Annotated in this window: 15 protein-coding genes; 3 read left to right on the top strand and 12 right to left on the bottom strand. The window is 62.4% G+C overall.

The annotated features are described in order from the left end of the window. Positions 1–12: 12 nt before the first annotated feature. The 3 genes from LQK84_RS05885 to bglB are packed head-to-tail and all read right to left on the bottom strand — an operon-like array spanning position 13 to position 4,447. Positions 13–2,505 (bottom strand): hypothetical protein, encoded by a 2,493-nt coding sequence (locus tag LQK84_RS05885; RefSeq protein ID WP_230827754.1) that lies wholly within the window; start codon positions 2,503–2,505, stop codon positions 13–15. 8 nt (positions 2,506–2,513) lie between these two features. Beyond that, positions 2,514–3,350 (bottom strand): 5-dehydro-4-deoxy-D-glucuronate isomerase, encoded by an 837-nt coding sequence (kduI, locus tag LQK84_RS05880; protein WP_230827753.1) that lies wholly within the window; start codon positions 3,348–3,350, stop codon positions 2,514–2,516. Beyond that, on the bottom strand, positions 3,347–4,447 hold the full coding sequence (gene bglB / locus LQK84_RS05875) for a beta-galactosidase BglB (protein WP_230827752.1): 1,101 nt from the start codon (positions 4,445–4,447) through the stop codon (positions 3,347–3,349). Before bglB ends, kduI begins: the two co-directional genes overlap by 4 nt. A 143-nt stretch (positions 4,448–4,590) precedes the next feature. On the opposite strand from bglB, the gene LQK84_RS05870 reads away from it, so the two are divergent. Next, positions 4,591–5,625 (top strand): LacI family DNA-binding transcriptional regulator, encoded by a 1,035-nt coding sequence (locus LQK84_RS05870; RefSeq protein WP_230827751.1) that lies wholly within the window; start codon positions 4,591–4,593, stop codon positions 5,623–5,625. An 18-nt stretch (positions 5,626–5,643) separates the two neighbouring features. Here the strand turns inward: LQK84_RS05870 and LQK84_RS05865 are convergent, their stop codons facing one another. The 9 genes from LQK84_RS05865 to pglB all read right to left on the bottom strand — a co-directional run bounded on the left by LQK84_RS05865 (position 5,644) and on the right by pglB (position 15,279). Next, positions 5,644–6,414 (bottom strand): ABC transporter ATP-binding protein, encoded by a 771-nt coding sequence (locus tag LQK84_RS05865; protein ID WP_230827750.1) that lies wholly within the window; start codon positions 6,412–6,414, stop codon positions 5,644–5,646. 63 nt (positions 6,415–6,477) lie between these two features. After that, positions 6,478–7,482 (bottom strand): ABC transporter substrate-binding protein, encoded by a 1,005-nt coding sequence (locus tag LQK84_RS05860; protein WP_230827749.1) that lies wholly within the window; start codon positions 7,480–7,482, stop codon positions 6,478–6,480. Positions 7,483–7,529: 47 nt separating this feature from the next. Continuing rightward, positions 7,530–8,447, bottom strand: a complete 918-nt coding sequence (locus tag LQK84_RS05855) for an ABC transporter permease (protein WP_230827748.1) — start codon at positions 8,445–8,447, stop codon at positions 7,530–7,532. A gap of 30 nt (positions 8,448–8,477) precedes the next feature. Then, positions 8,478–9,830 carry an LLM class flavin-dependent oxidoreductase gene (locus LQK84_RS05850; protein WP_230827747.1) on the bottom strand — a complete coding sequence of 451 codons (1,353 nt, stop codon included), beginning with the start codon at positions 9,828–9,830 and terminating at the stop codon, positions 8,478–8,480. An 84-nt stretch (positions 9,831–9,914) separates the two neighbouring features. Further along, positions 9,915–10,547 carry an FMN reductase gene (gene msuE, locus LQK84_RS05845; RefSeq protein ID WP_230827746.1) on the bottom strand — a complete coding sequence of 211 codons (633 nt, stop codon included), beginning with the start codon at positions 10,545–10,547 and terminating at the stop codon, positions 9,915–9,917. Between the two features lie 235 nt (positions 10,548–10,782). Beyond that, positions 10,783–12,138: an FAD/NAD(P)-binding protein gene (locus LQK84_RS05840; RefSeq protein ID WP_230827745.1), complete on the bottom strand. Its 1,356-nt coding sequence runs from the start codon at positions 12,136–12,138 to the stop codon at positions 10,783–10,785. 40 nt (positions 12,139–12,178) lie between these two features. Then, a complete protein-coding gene (locus LQK84_RS05835; RefSeq protein WP_230827744.1) occupies positions 12,179–12,637 on the bottom strand; it encodes an RrF2 family transcriptional regulator in 459 nt (152 codons plus the stop codon). Between the two features lie 469 nt (positions 12,638–13,106). Further along, on the bottom strand, positions 13,107–13,571 hold the full coding sequence (locus LQK84_RS05830) for an Lrp/AsnC family transcriptional regulator (RefSeq protein ID WP_269071827.1): 465 nt from the start codon (positions 13,569–13,571) through the stop codon (positions 13,107–13,109). 385 nt (positions 13,572–13,956) lie between these two features. Further along, complete coding sequence (gene pglB / locus LQK84_RS05825; RefSeq protein ID WP_230827743.1) at positions 13,957–15,279, bottom strand: polygalacturonase PglB; 1,323 nt, start codon at positions 15,277–15,279, stop codon at positions 13,957–13,959. Between the two features lie 220 nt (positions 15,280–15,499). Between pglB and LQK84_RS05820 the strand changes: the two genes are divergently transcribed. Both LQK84_RS05820 and LQK84_RS05815 read left to right on the top strand, forming a co-directional pair. Beyond that, positions 15,500–16,552, top strand: coding sequence for a LacI family DNA-binding transcriptional regulator (locus LQK84_RS05820; RefSeq protein WP_230827742.1), 1,053 nt, complete (start codon positions 15,500–15,502; stop codon positions 16,550–16,552). 198 nt (positions 16,553–16,750) lie between these two features. Next, positions 16,751–19,870, top strand: coding sequence for an alpha-mannosidase (locus tag LQK84_RS05815; protein WP_230827741.1), 3,120 nt, complete (start codon positions 16,751–16,753; stop codon positions 19,868–19,870). Positions 19,871–19,912: the final 42 nt, after the last annotated feature.

Below are 19,912 nucleotides of genomic sequence, written 5' to 3'. Positions count from 1 at the left end.
CCCGCATGAGGGTCAGCCCCCGTGCGTCATGTTCATCGCCTTGCCCTCGACGCTCCAGTCGGCGGGGTTCAGTACGCGCCCTTCGGCCTCGGTCCGGCCGTCGGCATGGCAGATGACGGTTCCGTATTCCGGATCATCGATCATCAATACGCCATCCGATGCCTCGGAGATCGAAAGATTTCCGAAACGGGCGGCGAAGTCCTCCTCGGAATCCTGGTCGCCGAGACGCACGATCCAGTGCGTCTTGTGGCCATCGAGCCGCAGCTCGTTGCCGGCCGTCGGGCCAGTCTCAACGAGCGAGAACGGACGGCTACCCTTCAACAGAACCATGCCCTGCCCTGAGCGCGCAACCGCGATGTCGCCCTTCACGGACGAGGCATCGAATTCCTGACGCGGGAACCAGGCATGCGAGAAGCCCGGCTGTTCCGCCGCGCAATTGAATGTCAGGACCGCAAGGCCGCGATAATGATGCAGCCGCGGCAGCGTGCCGGAGCCGCCCCAATAGGACGGGCGGCCATAGCCGGAGTGGATGGTCTCGCCCGGATGGTTGATCCAGACCTGCGCATCGGCATTCTCGCCGAGACGAAGCTGGAGCACGGTTTCCTGATAGCCCCATTCGTTCCAGCGGTAATGCGCCGCCGTGCCGATGGCGTAATGCGCCGTCTTGTAGTGATAGAGCTTGGCGATGCGGTTTTCGCCCTGCGCGAAGGCCCATTCCTGGCCCTCGCTTGAGCGCCAATCGGCGACAGCAGCGAGTGCCGCCGGGATGTCCAGCCCATGATCGCGCAGCGCAATCGCCGTCTGCGGCAGCGCATGGACGCGGCGTCCGTAATTGCCCTTGCCCCAGATGAGGCGGGCAATGCCGGAGAGTTCGAGCGAGCCCGACGCACGCAGTGTATGCTCGTAAGAACGGCCTTGCGCGCCGCTCAGAATGCCATGATGGGCCGAGCGGGCGACAATAGTCACGAGGCGAACGATCGCCTTGCGGGCGCGGTCGCGGACATCGTGATCGGGAGCCAGCGCAAAGAGTGCCGTCAGTCCCTTGAGGTCGATGGGGAAATAGGGCGCGGAGTTGAACTCGGCCATCTCCCACTTCTCGAAATGATCGAGCCAGGCGCGCACGCGGGCAAGGCCTACGGCCGACTGCTCAGCGCCGAGACGGCCAGAGCGGACAAACCGCTCTTTCGGATGCAGCGCGCCTGCAAGATAGCAGGCCGTGTGGAACAGCAGCGCATGGTTTTCCGAGAAATACCACTGCACGTCATTGCCCGGTTCATCCATCCAGTAGCGATAGGAGAGGATAGCGCGGTCGATCTGCGTCACGACATCGGGGTCGATGTGCTGGCCATAGGCCATGCGGCACCAGAGCAGCGGCACGAGGGCAAAGTCGGCGCAGTCATGGCAATCGACAATGGTCGGCAGCGTCGCCGCGATCATCTCGTCGGTCTTTGCGCCATAGCGGCCGGAGGCCAGACGCGCCAGCGCCATGACATTGTCCGGCTCGCCGAATTCGGAAATCTCATTCAGCGTTTCGGTGATGCGGGCCGCAAGATCTGTTCCCGCAACGCCCTGCCGCTCGGCATGGCAGATTTCGACACCGAAGACGCGCGCCGCCGTGAAACCATCAGCCGAGAGGCTGACGTGGAAATGGCGGAAGTCTGACGGCAGTGCCGACGTCTCGCCCAGCGACAGCCGACTTTCGCCAGCCTTGAGCGTCAGCGCCAGCCGCATCGGCTCCTCGCGCGACATGAAATCGCCTTCGACGGTGATCTTGGCGTCCGCAGCAACCTGCAGCGGAGCCCCTGTCACCAGGGCGACTTCTCCAGCGCGATAGACCGGCTTTTCAAAATGCATGTCATCCAGCGCCGCCTCTATGGCCGAGGCCGTCGCGGCCCTGCCGGAAACCGGCAGCGCCTGTTCGGCAGCGGGGCCGGAGACATAATCCATCTGGAAGAAATAGCGCGCATCGCGCTCGGCGAGATCGTCGAAGAAGACGGAAATTTCGTTGAGACCGGCCTTCAGCGAGACGGTGAAATCCTTCTTCGCTTCGAGGTTCCGGACATAATCAGCCATGAAGCCAACTTCCGCGCCATTCACGAACAGGATCGCGCCGCCGCAGGTGCCGAGACGCAGCACGGCGTCGCCGGCGCTGGCGGCCTTGATGGAGGTCCGCGCCCATGTGCCGATCACGGTCGGGCGGAACCAGAAGCCGGAGAGATCGACGCGCGGCGAGCCGAAGGGCAGCCAGAAGCGCGAAAGAGCGAACTCGCCCTTGACTTCCGGTCGCTTGCCGCGACGCTCCGCGCCGAAGGCCGTGCGGCAGGGATATTCGTGCGGAATGAAGTTCTTGTGCTTGGTGAGGAAGAAGAAGGGATCCATTTCCCCCTTCATCGGCTGGTCCGGCACGTCATAGCGGGCTTCCGCCGTAGCCCCAAGCTGCCAATAGGTGATCGGCGCGCCGGCAGGCAGAGGACGGTTCAGGTGATCGGTCGAAAGGGACGTCATGTGCGTGTTCATTTCAAGCTAGCCACGGGAACGGGATCGACATCGGTATAGGCCTGGTTTTCCCCGGTCATGCCCCAGACGAAGGCATAAGGGCCGGTGCCAGCGCCCATATGGATCGACCAGGCCGGCGAGATCACGACATCGCCATTGGCGACGATGAGATTGCGCGTCTGGTCGGGACGACCCATGAGATGAATGACCCGGTCGGCCTCATCGAGGTCGAAATAGCAATAGGCCTCCATACGCCGCTCATGGAGGTGTGGCGGCATTGTGTTCCAGATGCTTCCGGGTGCGAGATCGGTGATCCCCATCAAAAGGAGGGAAGACGGGGCGACCTCGGGATGGATGTACATGCGCAGCCGGCGCTTGTTGGAGCGGGCCTCGTCACCGAGATCGAGAGGCTTGGCCTCTTCCTTCGTGATCAGGCGATGCAGGATATCGCGCCCAGCGGGCACGGAATTCATGTAGAAACGCGCCGGCTTGGCCGGATCGTCGCTCATCAGCGTCACCTTTTCAGCGCCCCGGCCGATATAGAGAACATCGCGGTTGGCGAGCGCGAATGTCTGGCCATCGACCGTAATCTTGCCGGCACCGCCGAGATTGGCGACACCCATTTCGCGGGCGGTGAAGAAAAGCGGCGTGCCGATTTCCGCACCGTCGCCGAAGGAAAGCGGCTCGGCGGCTGGCGTTGCCGCCCCCACGATCATGCGATCGAAATGGGTGTAGGCGAATTCGATATGACCGGGGCGATAAAGCCCCTCGATCAGGAATTCGGCGCGCAAGCGCTCCGTGTCGAAGCTTTTGATATCGTTGGGGGAAACCCCGTAGAGCACGCGCATGGTCATGCCGCGGCCTCCTTGTGATCCACATGGGACAGCGCCTCGGTGAGGCAGAGAATGGCGAGCGCCTGGCCGTAGCCCGTCGGCTCGATCGGGATATCCTTGTAGAATTGCAGGTCATGGCCCATGCGCGTCCCGTAGGAGACGTTGGCGACCGTGCCATTGTCGTCGATATTGGCCAGCACGACGGAAAGCGCCTTCAGCCCCGCCTCGCGGCAGCCGGCCGGGCCGATGCCGAGGCGGGCAGCCTTCATGAGACCATAGCCGAAACCGGCCGTGGCCGAGATTTCCTCGTAAGAGGTCGGATCGTCGAGCAGCGTATGCCATGCGCCGGACGGCGCCTGAAGCTTCAGAAGCGTCTCGATCTGCGCTTCCAGCACGCCGAGCAGGAATGTGCGGATTGGCGGCGCGATGTCGGCGATTTCGATCAGGTCGAGAATACCGACCGTGATCCAGGAATTGCCGCGCCCCCAGAGCGCGCGGGCAAAATTATGCCGCCCCTCAAAGGTCCAGCCATGGAACCAGAGGCCGGTCTTTGTGTCCGCCAGATAGCGGGTATGCAGCAGGAACTGATGGCAGGCCTCGTCCACCAGCTCGCGGCGGCCGCTCGTCTGGCCGTAGGAGGCCAGGAACAGGCCGACCATGACCAGCGTGTCGTCCCAGAGTTCCCGATCGTTGATCTTGTCGGACACGATATGCGGGATGCCGCCTTCCGGCGTGCGCGGCATTTCGGAAAGGACGCGATCCGCCCACTTGTCGAGTTCACCCTGCCAGCGCGCCTCGCCCGTCTCGCGCCACAGAAGCGAAAGCGGCAGCATGGGCGCAGTCGTATTGATGTTGAGCTTGGGCAGGCCAGCAGCAATGCGACCATCAAACCAGTTCTCGATCAGCGCCTTCAGGCCCGGATCGCGATTGAACATCCAGAGCCGCACGAGGCCATAAAGCCCGATGCCTTGCGGCCATTCCCAGGAATTGAAGCTGATATAGTCGCCCGCCGTGCCGTCGAGATTGGGCTCGTTGTAGCGGCCGTCATGGCTGAGCTTGGTCATGCCCTGCACAAGCCGGTCCAGGCGCTCTTTCAGAACGCTTGCCTGAGGCGTCATCGCAATTTCCTCCCGTATCGCGCCACCTCTTGCGCCATTTGAGGCGCGCCGGGCGGCTTGAAAAGGACGTTGGCACACGGAAAATTCTTGCGCAATATGAAAATTTCTTGCAGTTTGCGCGCAATATCTGCGGGGAACCGGACATGAGCAGCATCGGCAAAAGAGGCAAACCGAGCCGCAAGGTGCGGCTGGAAGACATTGCCGCGCGCTGCGGCGTGTCGATGAGCACAGCATCGCGGGCGCTGGCCGGCGAAAAGGGCGTGCGGCCGGAAATCCGCGCACAGGTCACGGAAATGGCCAAGGCGCTGAACTACAACATTCCGACCTCGGTCAGCGGCCAGAAGATCATTCTCGCGGCCAGCAGCGCGGCCATGATCGACTATGTCCGCAACCAGTTCACCGCGCAGGTTCTGCAGGGGCTGCACCAGCGCGCCGAAACGCTGGGCGTCGAGATCGTCACGCAGCCCATTTCAGGCGCCCCGGGCGATATCGAGGGCCTGCGCAGGGCGCTCGACGACGTGAGCGTGGCCGGGTTTCTCTTTCTCACCATTGACGACGAAAGCGCCCTGTCGCTGAGCCGCGATTTCGGCAAGCCGGTCGTCCTCGTCAACAGCGACGACCCCTTGATGCGGCTTTCGAGCGTCACACCCTGCAACCGGTCCGGCGCGCGGATCGGAGCGGAATATCTCCAGTCGCTGGGCCATGAGCGCATCCTCTTCCTCATGCGGCGCGGCCGCCGCACCATCGAGCGCCGCTTCGAGGGCTGGCGTGACGCGGTGGCGGCCAAGGGTGCACAGGATATCGATGACCTCACGGTTGAGGTCGAGGACTGGCTACCGGAACTGGCGGCAGCAGCCATTGAGCAGCGCATAGCCAGGCGCGGCCTTGATTTCACCGCCGTGCTGACGGCCGGCGAAAGCCTTGCCGTCGGTGCCATGATGGGTGTGCAGAAGGCAGGCTTCAGCGTACCGGGCGATGTCTCCGTCATGGGGATGGACGATCTGCCGCAAGCGGCCTTCTACAATCCGCCGCTTTCCTCCATCCATGTCCCCATGCACGAGATCGGTGCGAGCGCGCTCGATCTTCTTCTCGATGCCGTCAACGGTAATGCGACGCCGGCACGACGCATCGAGCTGGCCTGCCATATCGTTGAACGGCAGTCGACGGCGCGGGCCTGATCAAACCTGAGATGCGGATCAGTGCAGGCCGAACTCTGCGAGCAGCTGTTCCCGTAGCCTGACGAAGCCCTCCTCGCTACGATTGCGGGGACGCGGCAGGTCAACGCTGATCTCGCGCAACTGACCGCTCTTGTCCTTGGGAAGGACAAGCACGCGGTCGGCGAGGTAGATCGCTTCCTCGAGGTCGTGGGTGACGATGATCATCGTCACCTTTTCCTCGCGCCAGATGCGGGAGAGTTCTTCCTGCATGGTGAGCTTGGTCATGGCGTCGAGTGCGCCAAGGGGCTCGTCGAGGAGGAGAATTTCGGGCTGGATCGCAAGCGCGCGGGCGATGCCGACACGTTGCGCCATGCCACCGGACAGCTGTGACGGATAGGCCTCGACAAAATCGGTGAGACCCACGAGCTGGACATAGCGGCGGGCGCGCTTCAGCCCCTCGTCGCGAGACAGGCCGCGCAGTTCCAGAGGGAAGGCAACATTTTCGATGACGGTGCGCCATGGAAGCAGGCGCGGCTCCTGGAAGATGACGGCACGCTCGGTGCCGACACCATGGACCGGCTCGCCATCGATCAGCACGCGACCTTCATCGGCATCCTCAAGGCCGGCGAGAACACGCAGCAGCGTCGTCTTGCCCGAGCCGCTGGCGCCGACGATCGCCAGGCATTCGCCGCCGCGAATATCGAGATTGACACCCTTCAGCACGTTCAGCGCGCGGCCATTGATGTTGAAGGTCTTGGAGAGGTCGCGGATCGTCACCTCTCCGCGAAGGGCTTCGGTTGCTGTCGTCATGTCAAACCTCGCTTGCGGCGTGGAACGGCGGGCCCGGAGGGGCCCGGTTCTCTGTTCCTGGGATTAGTTGCTGGCGAAACGCTCTGGCGTGTAGAGCACATTCTCGACCTTGATCTGGTCCTTCTTGATCTGGCCTTCGCGGACGAAGATATCGATCCAGAACTGCAGGTCGCGATCGACCGCCTTGGCGCCGGGGCGCAGGCCATAGCCGGTGAAATATTGCGCGATGTCGCCGTTCTCGCCGCGGGCGGTCAGCACCTTGGCAATCAGCTTCTTGGTTTCTTCCGGATGGGTCCGCGCATAGTCGGCGGCGCGCTCGGACTGTTCGATGAATACCTGTGCCGCCTTCGGATGCGCCTTGATCCAGTCGCGCCGCAGCACGGCAAAGCCACCGGCGATTTCGCCGAGGACATCGGTGTCGCCGAAGATCTTCTGCAGGCCGCCATTCTTCAAAGCCGCGCCTTCAAAGGTCTTCTGCCAGTAGCCGAAGGCCGTGACATCAACCTGCTTGGAGCGCAGGACCTGTTCCAGCTGCGGGCCGGGCACGACGACGAGCTTGGCGGCATTTTCCGGCAGGCCGACGGAATGCAGCGCCTCGCGCACCGTGTAGTCGAGATGGGCGCCGAGCGTGTTGACGGCAATCGTCTTGCCGGCCAGATCCTTGATCGACTTGATCGGGCTTCCGTCCAGCGAATAGAAGATGCTTTCCGTCTGCTGGTTGATACCGTTGGACGGATAGGCCGCGACGAAATCATTGCCGCCGGCAATCGAGTTGAGAACGGCAGACGTTGCGGCACTGCCGAGTTCGACATTGCCCGAGGCGAGCGCGAAGAGCGAAGCCGGGCCGCCCTGCGCATAGCCGACATTCTCGATCTTGATGCCGGTACCCTCGAAATAGCCGAGCGCATCGGCAAGCTCATGGCCGGACAGGCCGCCCTGGCTTGCGAGATAGCGGATTTTCACCTCTTCCGGGCCGGCTGCATAGGCAAAGCCCATCGGGGTCGAGAGGAAAAGGCTGGCGGACAGGGCGGCAAGCGCATTGAAGCGGCGGCGGTTGATGGTTGTCATGGGGTCTCTCCTTGATCAATAGGGGTTTGGCGACAAGTGGGCTTTGCTCATGCCTTGGCGGGCGCCCAGCGGCACAATCGCTTCTGCAGGGTTTCGAGAATGAGGTTGGCGACAAGGCCAAGGGCTGCGAGCAGCAGGATGGCGCCGAACATCAGCGGGATCTGGAAATTGTATTGGGCGTTCATCACCTGGAAGCCGAGGCCGCTATTGGCGCCGATCATTTCGGCGGCAATCAGCAGGAGCAGCGCGGTGGTGGCGCTGAGGCGCAGGCCGACGAAGATCTGCGGCAGAGCGCCCGGCAGAACGACACTGCGGAAGATATGCCGCCGGCGGGCGCCGTAGACGCGGGCCATCTCGATCAGCTTCGGGTCTGCCTGTTTCACGCCGCCAATGGTGGCAAGCAAGATCGGAAACAGGGTCGCCCAGAAGATGACGAAGACCTTGGAGGTTTCACCGAGCCCCAGCAGCAGGATGAAGACCGGATAAAGCGCCAGCGCCGAGGTCTGGCGCAGCAGCTGCAGGATCGGATCAAGCGCGCGTTCGACAAGGCGGATCTCGCCCATGAACAGGCCGAGCGGAATGCCGATGGCGACCGCTGCGGCAAAGGCGATCCCGGAGCGCTGCAGGCTGATGGCGAGATCGCGCCAGAGCGGGCCTGAAATGAAACCATTGGTCAGCGCTTCGAAGATGCGGTCGAGCGGCGGGATCACCGCCGGGTTGATCCACCCGGCGGTTGCCGCGACCTGCCAGAGGATGGCAAGCGCGATGATCGAACCGTAGCGCACGAAAGCGCCCTGCACACCGCCCCGGACAAGCCGGCCCACCGTGGAGAAGGCGGGGCCGGCCTGTCCGGCGTGCTGCCCGCCCGCTTGCGACGGGCTGGCCTTCAGGGTGGCAGCCCTTGGAGAGCCGGTTTGCAGGGAGCTGGCCTTCAGCGGAAACGACTGTTCGATATCGAGCGCCATGGGAGTGTCCTCTGATCCGTGTCTGTCGGTTTATTCGGCGGCCTGGACCGCGCCTTCGGCGAGCGTCCAGCGGTTCTGCGGGAAAGGCAGGCCGAGATTTTCGCGCAGCGTCTTGCCTTCGTATTCGGTGCGGAAGAGCCCGCGGCGCTGAAGCTCCGGAATGACGAGGTCGACGAAGTCGTTGAGACCGGTCGGCAGCCAGGGCGGCAGGATGTTGAAGCCATCAGCGGCCTCGTTCTCGAACCATTCCTGCAGCGTGTCGGCAATCGTTGCCGGCGTACCGACGATGGTGAAATGACCGCGTGCCGAGGCGACCCACTGGTAGAGCTGACGGATGGTGAAGTTGTTCTCGTCCGCAATCTGGCGGATGAGTGTCTGGCGGCTCTTCATGCCCTCCGTCGGCGGGGCCGGCGGCAGCGGGCCGTCAAGATCGGCACCCGTCAGGTCGAGCTCGCCGCCGGTGAGACCCTTGATCAGGGCAAGACCGTCTTCCTCCAGGATGAGGCTGGTCAGGCGCTCGTATTTCTCCTTCGCCTCGTCCAGCGTGCGGCCGATGAAGGGCGAGACACCGGGCATGATCAGAACGTGATCCGGATTGCGGCCAAGACCACGGGCGCGGTTCTTGATGTCGCGATAGAATTCCTGCGCCGTCTCGATGTGCTGATGTGCGGTGAAGATGACTTCCGCCGTCTGGGCGGCTAGCCCGCGGCCGTCATCCGACTGGCCGGCCTGCACGATGACCGGATGGCCTTGTGCAGAGCGCGAGACATTGAGCGGCCCGCGGACCTTGAAATGCTCTCCGCGGTGATTGGTGTAATGCACCTTGTTGGGGTCGAAGAAACGGCCGGTGGCGCGGTCGCGAATGAAGGCATCGTCTTCGAAACTGTCCCAGAGCTTCTTCACCACTTCGACGAATTCGCCGGCGCGGCGATAGCGGAAGGCGTGCGGGTGCTGCTGGTCGAGGTTGAAGTTCTGCGCAGCGGATTCGGTCGCCGTCGTCACCACGTTCCAGCCGGCGCGGCCATCGGAAATGAGGTCAAGCGAGGCGAACTTGCGGGCAAGATTATAGGGCTCCTCGTAGGTCGTGGAGGCCGTGGCGATGAAGCCGAGATGCGTGGTAAACGGCGCCAGCGCCGAGAAGAGCGTGACCGGCTCGAAGCCCGCCACCCTGGCATTGCCGCCCTCGATGCCGCCGCCAAAGGCAATGGCCAGGCCATCGGCCAGAAAGTAGGCGTCGAAGAGGCCGCGTTCTGCCGTCTGCGCCAGCTGCTTGTGGAATTCGAAACTGGTGGCACCATCCGCCGGCTGGTCTGGGTGACGCCAGGCCGCGATATGCTGGCCGCCGCCGGGAAGAAATGCACCTAACCTAATCTTGCGTGTCATGATCTTGATCTCCATGGAGTTGAGGGTCTCGGCAGGCCTCGCCTCTCCGCGCTGGCGCCGCTTCTTGGATGTCTTGAAGGGTATTCAGAAGCCTGCCGCGAGCGCTTCCTGATGCAGGCGCAGATGGCTCACAGGGGCAAGGCTGCGTTCCTGCTGGCGGGGCTCGCGCAGATAGGGGCCGAACTGCTCGACCGCGCGATCCAGCCGGTCGAGAACCGCCTGGTTGACGATGCGGCCATCTGCGAAGTCGCGCTCCGACACATAGACGCCGGTTGCCAGCGTCTGGGCTTCGAAGAAGGCAAAGAGCGGGCGCAGCTGGTGCTCGATGATCAGCGCATGCTTCTCGCCGCCGCCGGTGGCTGCCAGCAGGATCGGCTTGCCGGCAAGCCAGGTGGGATCGATGAGGTCGAAGAGATGCTTGAACAGGCCCGGATAGCTGCCCTTGTAGACGGGGCTTGCAATGACCAGCGCCTTGGCCTGCACAATCTGGTCGACAATGCGGCGGGCCTCTTCGCCGAGATCGGCGAAGCTGCGGGCATGACCGAGTTCGTGGCCGAGCTGTCCGAGATCATAAACCTCGGCGCTCTTGTCAAACCGGGTGGCGGCGCGGCGAACAGCCTCTTCCGCCAGCGCGCGGGTCTTGGACGGGCTGCTGAAGCTGCCGGAAAGGCCGACGATACCGATCTTGGGCCCGATCTTGGACGAGGTCGCGGACATGTGCATTTCCTTCGCGTTTAATGTCTATCGTATTGATAGACTAAGCCCGCGAAAGCTTTTCCGTCCATTCCATATTCGGGGGTGCCAAGAGATGCGCTGATCTCTCGCGTGCCACGTCCGCGATAGAATTTCTCTCCGCGATTTTGCGTCCCTCATTGCGAAAAGCCGCGGGGCCGGGGACCTCCTGACAAGGAACCCGGCCCCGAAGCCCTGGATGCGGAATTTGGCGTGACCTTTACGGCAGGCTGGCCAGGGAATTGCGCGGGGCCACCCGCCCGCCGGAAGCAATCTTCTCGGCGATCAGACGTGCCTGTTCGCGGATATCCGGAACGGCAATCGATTCCCAGAACGTTCCGAGCGTCACCGGGCCGATGCCGAAGATGCGGGCAGATGGCTCGCCTTCCCGGTTGACCAGCGCGCAATTGCGATCGAATTCCAGGCCGAGGCCGAGTTTCTCGAGCCGCGCCGCACCGGCTTCGACAAGCGCGCCGGGAAGGCCCGGCAACGTCTGATCCGCACGACGGCGCACGCCACGGCAGTCATAGATGACGTCAGCCTTGAAGGGTTGCGGCTCGTCCCAGCCCGACCGCACGATATCGGCAAACAGGCGGGTGCCGCATCGAGTGGCCGAAACGAACCGGCCCTTGACGATCTCAAGCTGACCGCTCTCCAGCACAGCGTCGATGCGTTCGGCCTGCGCGGGCGGCATGCGGTGGCGGTGAATGTCCCAGAAGGCTGCAGCATGCCGCAGGAAGCGCTGACGTGATTCCGTCGGCAGATACCTCCACACCGCCTGGATATGCGGGCGCATGCCGTCCATGACATCGCGCCAGTCGCCCCCGTTTGCCACATGCGTGCGGACAAGATCGGTGAGCCAGCGGCTGAGATAATGGATGCTCGCGCCGAGCGGTATATCGGCGGTGGAGAGCTGCAGCGGGCGATGAAGCGCATGGCGCTGCGACAGCAGACCGCGCCGCGACACGGCGATAATCTTGCCCCTGTGTCCGTTGTCGAGAAGCGACAGGACGGTATCGACCATGGTCAGCCCGGTGCCGACAATCAGAACGCGCGCGTCCTTGTCCTCGGGCAGCGGGTCGTTCCACGGATTGGAAAGCAAACCCTCATTCGGTTTCTGCATGCCGAAGCCGGTTGCTACGACGGCAAAATGCGCGGGCAGCGACGAACCGTCGGCCAGCGTCACCTCGACACCATTTTCGAGTTGGCGCATGCCGACGCAGGCCTGGCTCAGGACGCGAAACTTGCCGACGGGCGCCGTCTCGCGCAGCGCCGCCTCGAGATATTCGCCATAAATGCCGCGCGGCACGAAGGGGCCGTTGCGGGCGATCTGCGGATAGGCAATCGCCAGCCAGCGTTCAAAATGATCGGGCGTGCCCGAAAACGCGCTGAGCTGTGCGGCGCGCACATTGAAGAGATGCGAGGGATTGTTGGTCGAATAGGCCAGACCCTTGCCGATCTCGCCGCTCGCCTCGACCAGTGTGACGCGCAGCGCGCCATCGCCAAGCCGGAACAGATTGGCCGCCATGATGGCCCCACTGGCTCCGCCGCCTGCAATTACGATGTGATGCGTCATTTCCGCCTCCCGGGTTGGAACGGAAACCGCATGGCTCCGCTCAGGATATTTCCAGAAACTCTTCCGCGTCGATGCGCGCAGCTTCGACCATGGCACTCATGTCGGCCAGCGACTTCGTATCGAGGACTGAGGCAATCGCCTCGCGGACCTCCAGCATCGACAGGCGCACGGCGCATGTCGCCTCGTCGGCGCAATCGCTGCAGCGTTGATAGGCTGTTCGGCTGGCGCAACTGATCGGAGCCAGCGGTCCGTCGAGAACGCGCAAGGCATGGCCCACCATGATCTCCTCGGGGCGATGCGCCAGGCGATAGCCCCCGCTCCTGCCCTTGCGAGTCTCGACAAAGCCGCCATTGCGCAGATCGGCCAGGATCGCGTCGAGAAATTTCTTCGACATGCCGTATGTCTCGGCGATTTCCACCGACTGCGCGACGGTCCCTTCCGGGATGCCCGACAGATAGTGAAGCGCCTTCAAACCATATTTGCCCTTCATGGTGAGCATTGGTCTGCAAATCCTTTCGGCAACAAAGCCCCGGGCGCGACACATGCGCCCGACTGCCTACCTTCGTTACTCTCGTCTCGAACTCGTGCATCGCAGGTCTCCGCCGATTATCTCGACTGCCTGGTGAGCTTGCGGTTTGCGAGGCGGACTTCGGGTCAACAGCCCGCCGCCCCGACTTTCACGCCCGTCAGAAAAACGCTCCGGGCTTCAGAACTAGAACCGCAACCACACCATAGGCAGCCAGGAACGCCATCCAGCCCAGGGCTCGCGCAAGGGCGTGCCCGCTGAAGTTCTGACTCATCTTGATATGCGAATTCGTCGTCTGTCTTGTCGTCACGGCAACCTCCCGTTCAGGGTTGAATGCAGCTTTGAACGCGAATTAGTCTAGTACAGTTGTAGACTTTGTAAATTCTCTTTCTGACGCGATTAGGAGAAAATTCATCTCCTTTGAGGCGAAAACGCGGCGCGCTCACCGGTGGACCGTATCCACCGGATAGGCAGTCGTGCTCTTGATCCGCTCCATCGCAAAGTGCGAGGTCACGTTCTTCAAAGCGACGGCCTCCGTCAGCCGCCGATAGAACGCATCGAAAGAGGCCATGTCGGCAACTGCGACCTTGAGCATGTAGTCGATCTCCCCGGCCATACGGTGAATTTCCATCACCTCCGGCATGGCTCCGATCGTCTCCGAGAACCTGTCGCGCCACTGTGGACTGTGATCGGCCGCCTCGATCGCGACAAAGACCGTCAGCCCGAGCCCGACGGCTTCAGGCGAGATCAGTGCAACACGGCGCAGAATGATACCGCTCTGCTCCAGCTTCTGGATGCGTTTCCAGCACGGCGTCTGAGACAATGCCACCTGTTCGGCGATCTGCGCGACGGAGAGCGTCGCGTCGGCTTGAAGTGCGGCAATGATCTTACGGTCGATCAGGTCCATGATGTACTCCTCGATTGTCCGGACCGGCCGGATGTGAGCACATTCAACATTATTGTATATAAAATTTATAGATATACTTCTTCTCAGAATGGCGCCGCTGGGGGAATTTATGCGTCCCCCAACGCCGGCCCGAGGGAAAGCTTTTCCGGTCCGCCCCCTCCAGCCCCAAGCCAGACCGCTCTCGATTCCCTCCGCCGCGTTCGAGGCCGCGCGCCGGAACGTCCGCCTTGGCTGACGCTCCGCCCGGGCATTTCAGTGCGGATTGGACCGGTTCATAGGCAAAGGAACGGCGTGAGCCGCACCATGCAGACGCGACTCACCCCGGTGTCGCCCTCATTTCAGCAGCGAAGAATCGCCGGGATCCCCAAAGGACGCGAAAGAGCGGTCAGGCTGAAATCACGACATCCTCGCCGTTCCAGCCCTGCGGCAGCGGCACGGGGCGGAAGAAGGACACGTTTTCCAGTTTCAAACCTTCGACATTGTGTGCGTAGAGGCCCGGCAGGCCCCCGGGATAGGGAACCAGCCCGACGACCTTGCCGCTGGCATCCTTGACCCACGCATTGGCCCGGCCTTCCGCTTCGGGTGCGGGGACGAGATCGGCAGCGCCGGGACGAAGATCATAGCTTTCCGCCGTGCCCAGCACGCCCTTGCGCTGGTCGATCGCGATATTGCTGAGCCTGACGTTGTCGATCATCCCAGGTCGTTCGGCAAAGAGGTTGATTGCGCCTTCCATGGCGCCTGTCACATTCTCGACGACGAGATTGGCGACACGTCCGGCGGGCTTCACATCGGGCTTCCGATCGACAACGTTGACGGTCAGCGCCTCGCCGGACCCCCAGAAGCCGTCGCGCGTCTCTGCGCAATCGAGCACGATATTGGAGAAGCGCACATTGGTAATGGCGCCACCGTCGCGCGAAAAGATGCCCAGCCCGCGATTGGACTTCTCGATCACGCAATGATCCGCGACCACATACATGACGTCACCATGGCTTTCGGTGCCGATCTTGATGGCGCAGGACTTGCTCTCCACCGTGCAGCCCAGGATGCGGATGTCGCGGCAGACGCCTGCGGCCATTCCATCGGGACGCGCGGTGGTCTTGAGCACGATCCCGTCGTCGGCGGTGCGAAACGTGCTGCGTTCGATCAGCACATCACGGCAGGCATCGACAACGAAACCATCGGTGTTGGGCATCCGCCGGTCGTTGTCGACGGTGACGTCGCGCACCACGATCTGCGCACAGTCGATCGCATGCAGCGTCCACATCGGAGAATTGACCACCGTGAAACCGGAAAGGACGATATCCTTGCAGCGATCAAGGACCAGAACGCGCGGACGGAACCGGCGCGGCATCCATGTTCCCATCTCCGGCAGATCCCCGTCAATGAACGCACTCCCCCCGGCGTCAATCAGACCAGGACCGGAAATGCTGATCGCCGTTTCGTTTTCGGCAACGAACATCGCACGATTGCTTTCCTCCGCAACGCTTTCGACGGTCGTGTGCGCATAGCGATCATAGTTCGGGACGGGCTTCAAGACAGCGCCTTCGCTCAGATGCACCTCCACGCCGCTCCTCAGCCTGAGCCCGGCGCAAACATGTTCTCCCGCCATCAAGACCAGTCGCCCGCCGCCGGCAGCCGATATCCGGTCGATGGAATTCTGGAGCCTTGCCGTGACATCTCCCGGGGCCGCATCGATACACAAGTCCACTTGATCACCCTGAAAAAGAAAATATTTTCATGAAAAGAGACGCCATTCCTCCGTCGCCCCCCGCCGTATCGTTAAACTGCCGGCGAAATCCCAGCAAGATCGAAATTGCGTTTTGGCCCTGTTTCAAACACCGCTGTTTTACTTGAAATTTTTTCATGATTTGATATAGTCAGCCAAGTCACCGAGTAAATCGGACACATCATGGGGAAGACAGAAGCAAATGGCTGGGACCGGCAAGATTGGCATCAAGGACGTCGCGCGGGAGGCAGGGGTCGCAATATCGACCGTATCCCACGCCCTGAACGGGACCGCCCAGATCTCGAACGAGGTTCGCCTCCGGGTCCTCGCGGTAGCCCAGCGCCTTGGCTACCTGGCGGAACGAAAGGCCAAGGCGACGATCGCGACGCTCGGCACGGTCCTCCTCGCCGTCCACAAGGATCAGCTTCCGCATAACGATATCAATCTCTTCTCCTGGACTATGCTGAGCGGACTGGCCCGCGAATGCGAACGGCTGGGAGTCAAGCTCGTGCCCTATTCGCCCGAGGACCGGTTGGAGGTCAGCGGCGTCGTCAGCGCCGCCAGGGATGCAAACGCCGACGGGATCATCGTCATTGCCGAAGATGGACGGGAGTTTCTGAGCGGCATCAGAATGTCGGGAATCCCCGCCGTCCTGATGAATGGTGAAGATCAGGACATGTGCATCGACAGCGTCGTGCCATCCAACCGCTTTGCTGCAAGACATGCCACCAACCATCTGATTTCCAAGGGACACCGCAGGATCCTACACGTCACATGGGGCAACCGGGCGACGGTGCTGCGCAGGCATGAGGGCTTCATCGACGCCTTCCGCAGCAACGGGTTGCCGATGGACGACGCCTGCATCCTGCGCGCCAGCGGATACGAGCCGCAATGTGCCGAGGAGGCCATCACCCGGTGGATCGCCGACCATGGCGGCATGAATGGCGTCACGGCGATTTTCTGCGCGGCGGACAATCTGGCGATCGGCGCGCTCCGCGGCCTCTCTGCCGCCGGCCTTTCAGTCCCGGGCGATGTTTCCGTCATGGGGTTTGACGGCGTGACGCTCGGCGAACTCCTCGATCCGCCGCTGACCACAATCCGCGTGCCCATCCACCAGATGGGGCCGTCAGCCCTTGCGCTGCTGGAGCAGAATATCGTCGCCAGCGATCCGGATCGCGCCACACAACGACTGGAACTCGGATGCAGCCTGGTCGTCCGCGCCAGCGTTGCCCAGGCACCCGAGAAGAGAACATAAGCAAAATTAAGATTGAAAAATTTTCATTATCAGCCTTCTTGTTCGGCAGGCTGATTTTTTGATTTTGCCGTAGAAGTCGTCTTGCGCTCTTCCCCGCCATTGAATATTCTGGCTTCAGAACGCTGAGTTAATGAAAATATTTCAATAGATTTTTCCAGCGCTCGGGAGGGCCACTTCACGGTGGCATCGGGAGGCTGAATGCGGCGCTTGCAAAAATTCGATCGGCTGCTTGCGGAATTGCGAGAGCGCGTCTTCTTGCCGGTTGCCGCCGATGTGCCGCTCAAGTTCCGGCGTGCCGAAGACCGGGACCGCGCAGACGTGGTTGCCGGCACAGGTGACGGCTGGATGGATGCCGGACCGGATCTCGTCTGGGGTGAGCCCGACGGGTATTTCTGGTTCGCCGGCTCGGTCGTCATGCCGGAGCAGGTTGACGGCAAGCGGGTGTTCCTCAAGGTCGAAGCTCAGTTCGGCAACGTCATGGGGCGTTCCGATCCGCAATTGCTGACCCGCATCGACGGCCAGATCGTCCAGGGTGGCGATGGCAATCACCGTGAAGTTCTGCTGGCAGAGCGAGCCGTGGCAGGCCAGGTCCACCGCGTCCTGATTGAGGTGGGCACGATCGAAGACCGGCGGCAGCTGGGTTTCGCCTGCCGCCTGATGATCCACGATCCTCTCGCCGAAAAGCTCTATTATGATCTGCGCGCACCGCTGGATGTCGCAAGGCTGCTCGCCGAAGACGATCCGCGCCGCGAATTCATCTTCAACCGCATTGATGGCGCACTCGCGGCAATCGATTTCCGCCCGGCGGACGCGGAGCGCTTCGAAACATCGCTTCGGGCAGCCGAGGTAATTGCGGAGACCATCTATCAGGCGACGGATTTTTCGGAAAAGCCCGTGATCACCGTCACCGGCTACACCCATATCGACGTCGCATGGCTTTGGCGCGTCCGGGAGACGCGGCAAAAAACGGCGAGGTCCATCGCCACCGCCCTCAATCTGATGGATCAGTATCCGGACTACCGCTTCATGTTCAATCAGGGCGTCCTTCTGGATTATCTTGAAGAGGACTATCCGGAGCTTTTCGAGCGGGTTCGCGAGAAGGTCAAACAGGGTGCGTTCGAGATCGAAGGCGCGCTGTGGCTCGAGCCGGACGCCAACATCACCAGCGGCGAGTCCTTCGTCCGCCATATCCTGCACGGCGTTGCCTATCACGAGGAACGGTTCGCGGTGCGCCCGCGTATCATGTGGCTTCCCGACACGTTCGGCTATTCGCCGGCCTTGCCGCAGCTGATGAAGCTTGCCGGCATCGACACGTTCATCACCCACAAGATGAGCTGGAACGACACCAACCGCATGCCCTTCGAAACCTTCTGGTGGAAGGGCGTCGATGGCACGAAGGTCGCAACCTATTTCCTGACGACCCAGCCCTACACTTCGACCGGCATCAACACGACCTATTGTCCGGACCTCAAGCCGACGCACATCATGGGCGCCTGGAAGCGGCATGGGCAGAAGGCGCTGAACAACGAGCTCTTCGTCGTCTATGGCCACGGCGACGGCGGCGGCGGGCCGACGCGCGAGATGCTGGAAAACATCCGCAGAATGGAAAAGGGCATTCCGGGCTGCCCGACGGTGGTGCACGACCGGATGCGCCCCTTCTTCGAGCGTCTGCAGCAACGGATGACAGAAAACCCGGCCGACTTCCCGACCTGGGACGGCGAACTCTATCTCGAATTCCATCGCGGCACGCTGACCTCGGTCGCCAAGAACAAACGTAACAACCGCCTCGCCGAACAGACGCTCCGCGAGCTTGAGGCGCTGGCCGTGCTGGCAATGGTCAAGCGGGGAACGGCCTATCCTGCCGAGGCCTTGCATCGCCTGTGGCGCATCGTTCTCCTGAACCAGTTCCACGACATCCTGCCTGGCTCCTCGATCGGCGCGGTCTTCGTTGACAGCGATCGCGACTATGCGGAATTCTTCGCCGGGGCCGCGCGGCTGCGCGACGAACTCGTATCGGCCTTTGCCGGCGACGGCGAAATCCTGGTGGCCAATCCGCTCGGCCATCGCCGCGAGGGGCTGGTGACGATCGACGGCGATGCCGCGCTTCAACTGGCATTCGGCGGGACAAACGTGCCGACCCAGACAATCACCCGCGCCGACGGCAGCAGGCAGCAGGCTGGCCCGGTGAAAGACATCCCGGCACTTGGCGTCCTGATCGGTGCTGCGCAGCCCGGCCCGTCCGCCGAGGGCACCGGTGGCCTTTCGGTTTCCCAGACGCACCTTGAAAACGAACGTCTTTCGGTCAGCTTCGACAAGAAGGGCCGCATCAGCTCGATCGTCGACAAGTCGACCGGTCGCGAGGCTGTGACGCCCGGCGAACTCGCCAATCGCCTCGTCGCCTTCCGCGACATGCCGGCGCAATACGACGCCTGGGACATTGACGACAGTTTCGAAGATCAAAGCTGGGAGATCGACGATCTCCAATCCGTCAACGTGGTCGAGACGGGACCCTACCGTGCGGCGCTCCGCTTTGTCTGGCGCTACGAGCAGTCCAGCATCGTGCAGGTCATCTCGCTGGAAGCGGGCGCATCGACCGTCGAGATCGACACTTTCATCGAATGGCGCCAGAGCAACACGCTGGTCAAGGCCGCGTTTCCGATCAATGTCTTTGCCAGGGAAACAACAGCCGAAATCCAGTTCGGCCATGTCCGCCGCCCCACACACCGCAACACCTCATGGGATCAGGCTCGCTTCGAGACCGTCATGCATCGCTGGGTCGACATGTCCGAGCCGGATTTCGGCGTCGCGCTGATCAACGACTGCAAATACGGTTATGACGCCAAGGATGGTCTTCTGCGCCTGACGCTGCTCAGGTCACCCACCTATCCCTGGCCGGAGGCCGATCAGGGCGAGCATCGCTTCCGCTACGCGATCCATGTGCATCACGGCCTGTTTGAAGGCCAGGGCGTCCCCGCGGTCGCGGAAGCCTTCAACGCGCCCTTGCGTCTTTATCGCGGCGGCGGCGAGGGTTTGGCGCAAGAGGCAGCATCCCTGTTCGACCTCGAAGGCAGTGGCGTTGCGGTGGAAAGCGTCAAGAAGGCCGAGAAAAGCGACGACCTCATTGTCCGGCTTTGGGAAACGCAAGGCAGCCGAGCGAGCGTCAGCCTCATGCTGCCGGATCATTTCGGCGATGCAGCCGAGGTGGACCTGCTGGAACGGGACGCCAGACCGCTTGTCCATGCGGGACGCGAACTGCGGCTCGATTTCGCCCCGTTCGAAATCCGCTCCCTCCGGCTCGCAAGGAGTGTGAGCCAATGATGGGACAGTTGTTCACCCTCACGAACCGGATCTTTCGACAGG

Origin of the sequence: Rhizobium sp. C4 (genome assembly GCF_021026315.1) — a bacterium.
In the GTDB taxonomy this organism is placed as follows: domain Bacteria; phylum Pseudomonadota; class Alphaproteobacteria; order Rhizobiales; family Rhizobiaceae; genus Ensifer_A.
The sequence above is the reverse complement of the archived record's forward strand: the minus strand, read 5'-3'. Positions and strand labels throughout refer to the sequence as shown.

What these genes read in the sequence shown, in the direction of transcription:
- LQK84_RS05850 (WP_230827747.1), bottom strand. Translation starts at nt 9,830, where the DNA reads ATGACACGCAAGATTAGGTTAGGTGCATTTCTTCCCGGCGGCGGCCAG.
- LQK84_RS05885 (WP_230827754.1), bottom strand. Translation starts at nt 2,505, where the DNA reads ATGACGTCCCTTTCGACCGATCACCTGAACCGTCCTCTGCCTGCCGGC.
- LQK84_RS05865 (WP_230827750.1), bottom strand. Translation starts at nt 6,414, where the DNA reads ATGACGACAGCAACCGAAGCCCTTCGCGGAGAGGTGACGATCCGCGAC.
- kduI (WP_230827753.1), bottom strand. Translation starts at nt 3,350, where the DNA reads ATGACCATGCGCGTGCTCTACGGGGTTTCCCCCAACGATATCAAAAGC.
- bglB (WP_230827752.1), bottom strand. Translation starts at nt 4,447, where the DNA reads ATGACGCCTCAGGCAAGCGTTCTGAAAGAGCGCCTGGACCGGCTTGTG.
- LQK84_RS05840 (WP_230827745.1), bottom strand. Translation starts at nt 12,138, where the DNA reads ATGACGCATCACATCGTAATTGCAGGCGGCGGAGCCAGTGGGGCCATC.
- LQK84_RS05820 (WP_230827742.1), top strand. Translation starts at nt 15,500, where the DNA reads ATGGCTGGGACCGGCAAGATTGGCATCAAGGACGTCGCGCGGGAGGCA.
- LQK84_RS05860 (WP_230827749.1), bottom strand. Translation starts at nt 7,482, where the DNA reads ATGACAACCATCAACCGCCGCCGCTTCAATGCGCTTGCCGCCCTGTCC.
- LQK84_RS05855 (WP_230827748.1), bottom strand. Translation starts at nt 8,447, where the DNA reads ATGGCGCTCGATATCGAACAGTCGTTTCCGCTGAAGGCCAGCTCCCTG.
- msuE (WP_230827746.1), bottom strand. Translation starts at nt 10,547, where the DNA reads ATGTCCGCGACCTCGTCCAAGATCGGGCCCAAGATCGGTATCGTCGGC.
- LQK84_RS05830 (WP_269071827.1), bottom strand. Translation starts at nt 13,571, where the DNA reads ATGGACCTGATCGACCGTAAGATCATTGCCGCACTTCAAGCCGACGCG.
- LQK84_RS05870 (WP_230827751.1), top strand. Translation starts at nt 4,591, where the DNA reads ATGAGCAGCATCGGCAAAAGAGGCAAACCGAGCCGCAAGGTGCGGCTG.
- LQK84_RS05835 (WP_230827744.1), bottom strand. Translation starts at nt 12,637, where the DNA reads ATGCTCACCATGAAGGGCAAATATGGTTTGAAGGCGCTTCACTATCTG.
- LQK84_RS05815 (WP_230827741.1), top strand. Translation starts at nt 16,751, where the DNA reads ATGCGGCGCTTGCAAAAATTCGATCGGCTGCTTGCGGAATTGCGAGAG.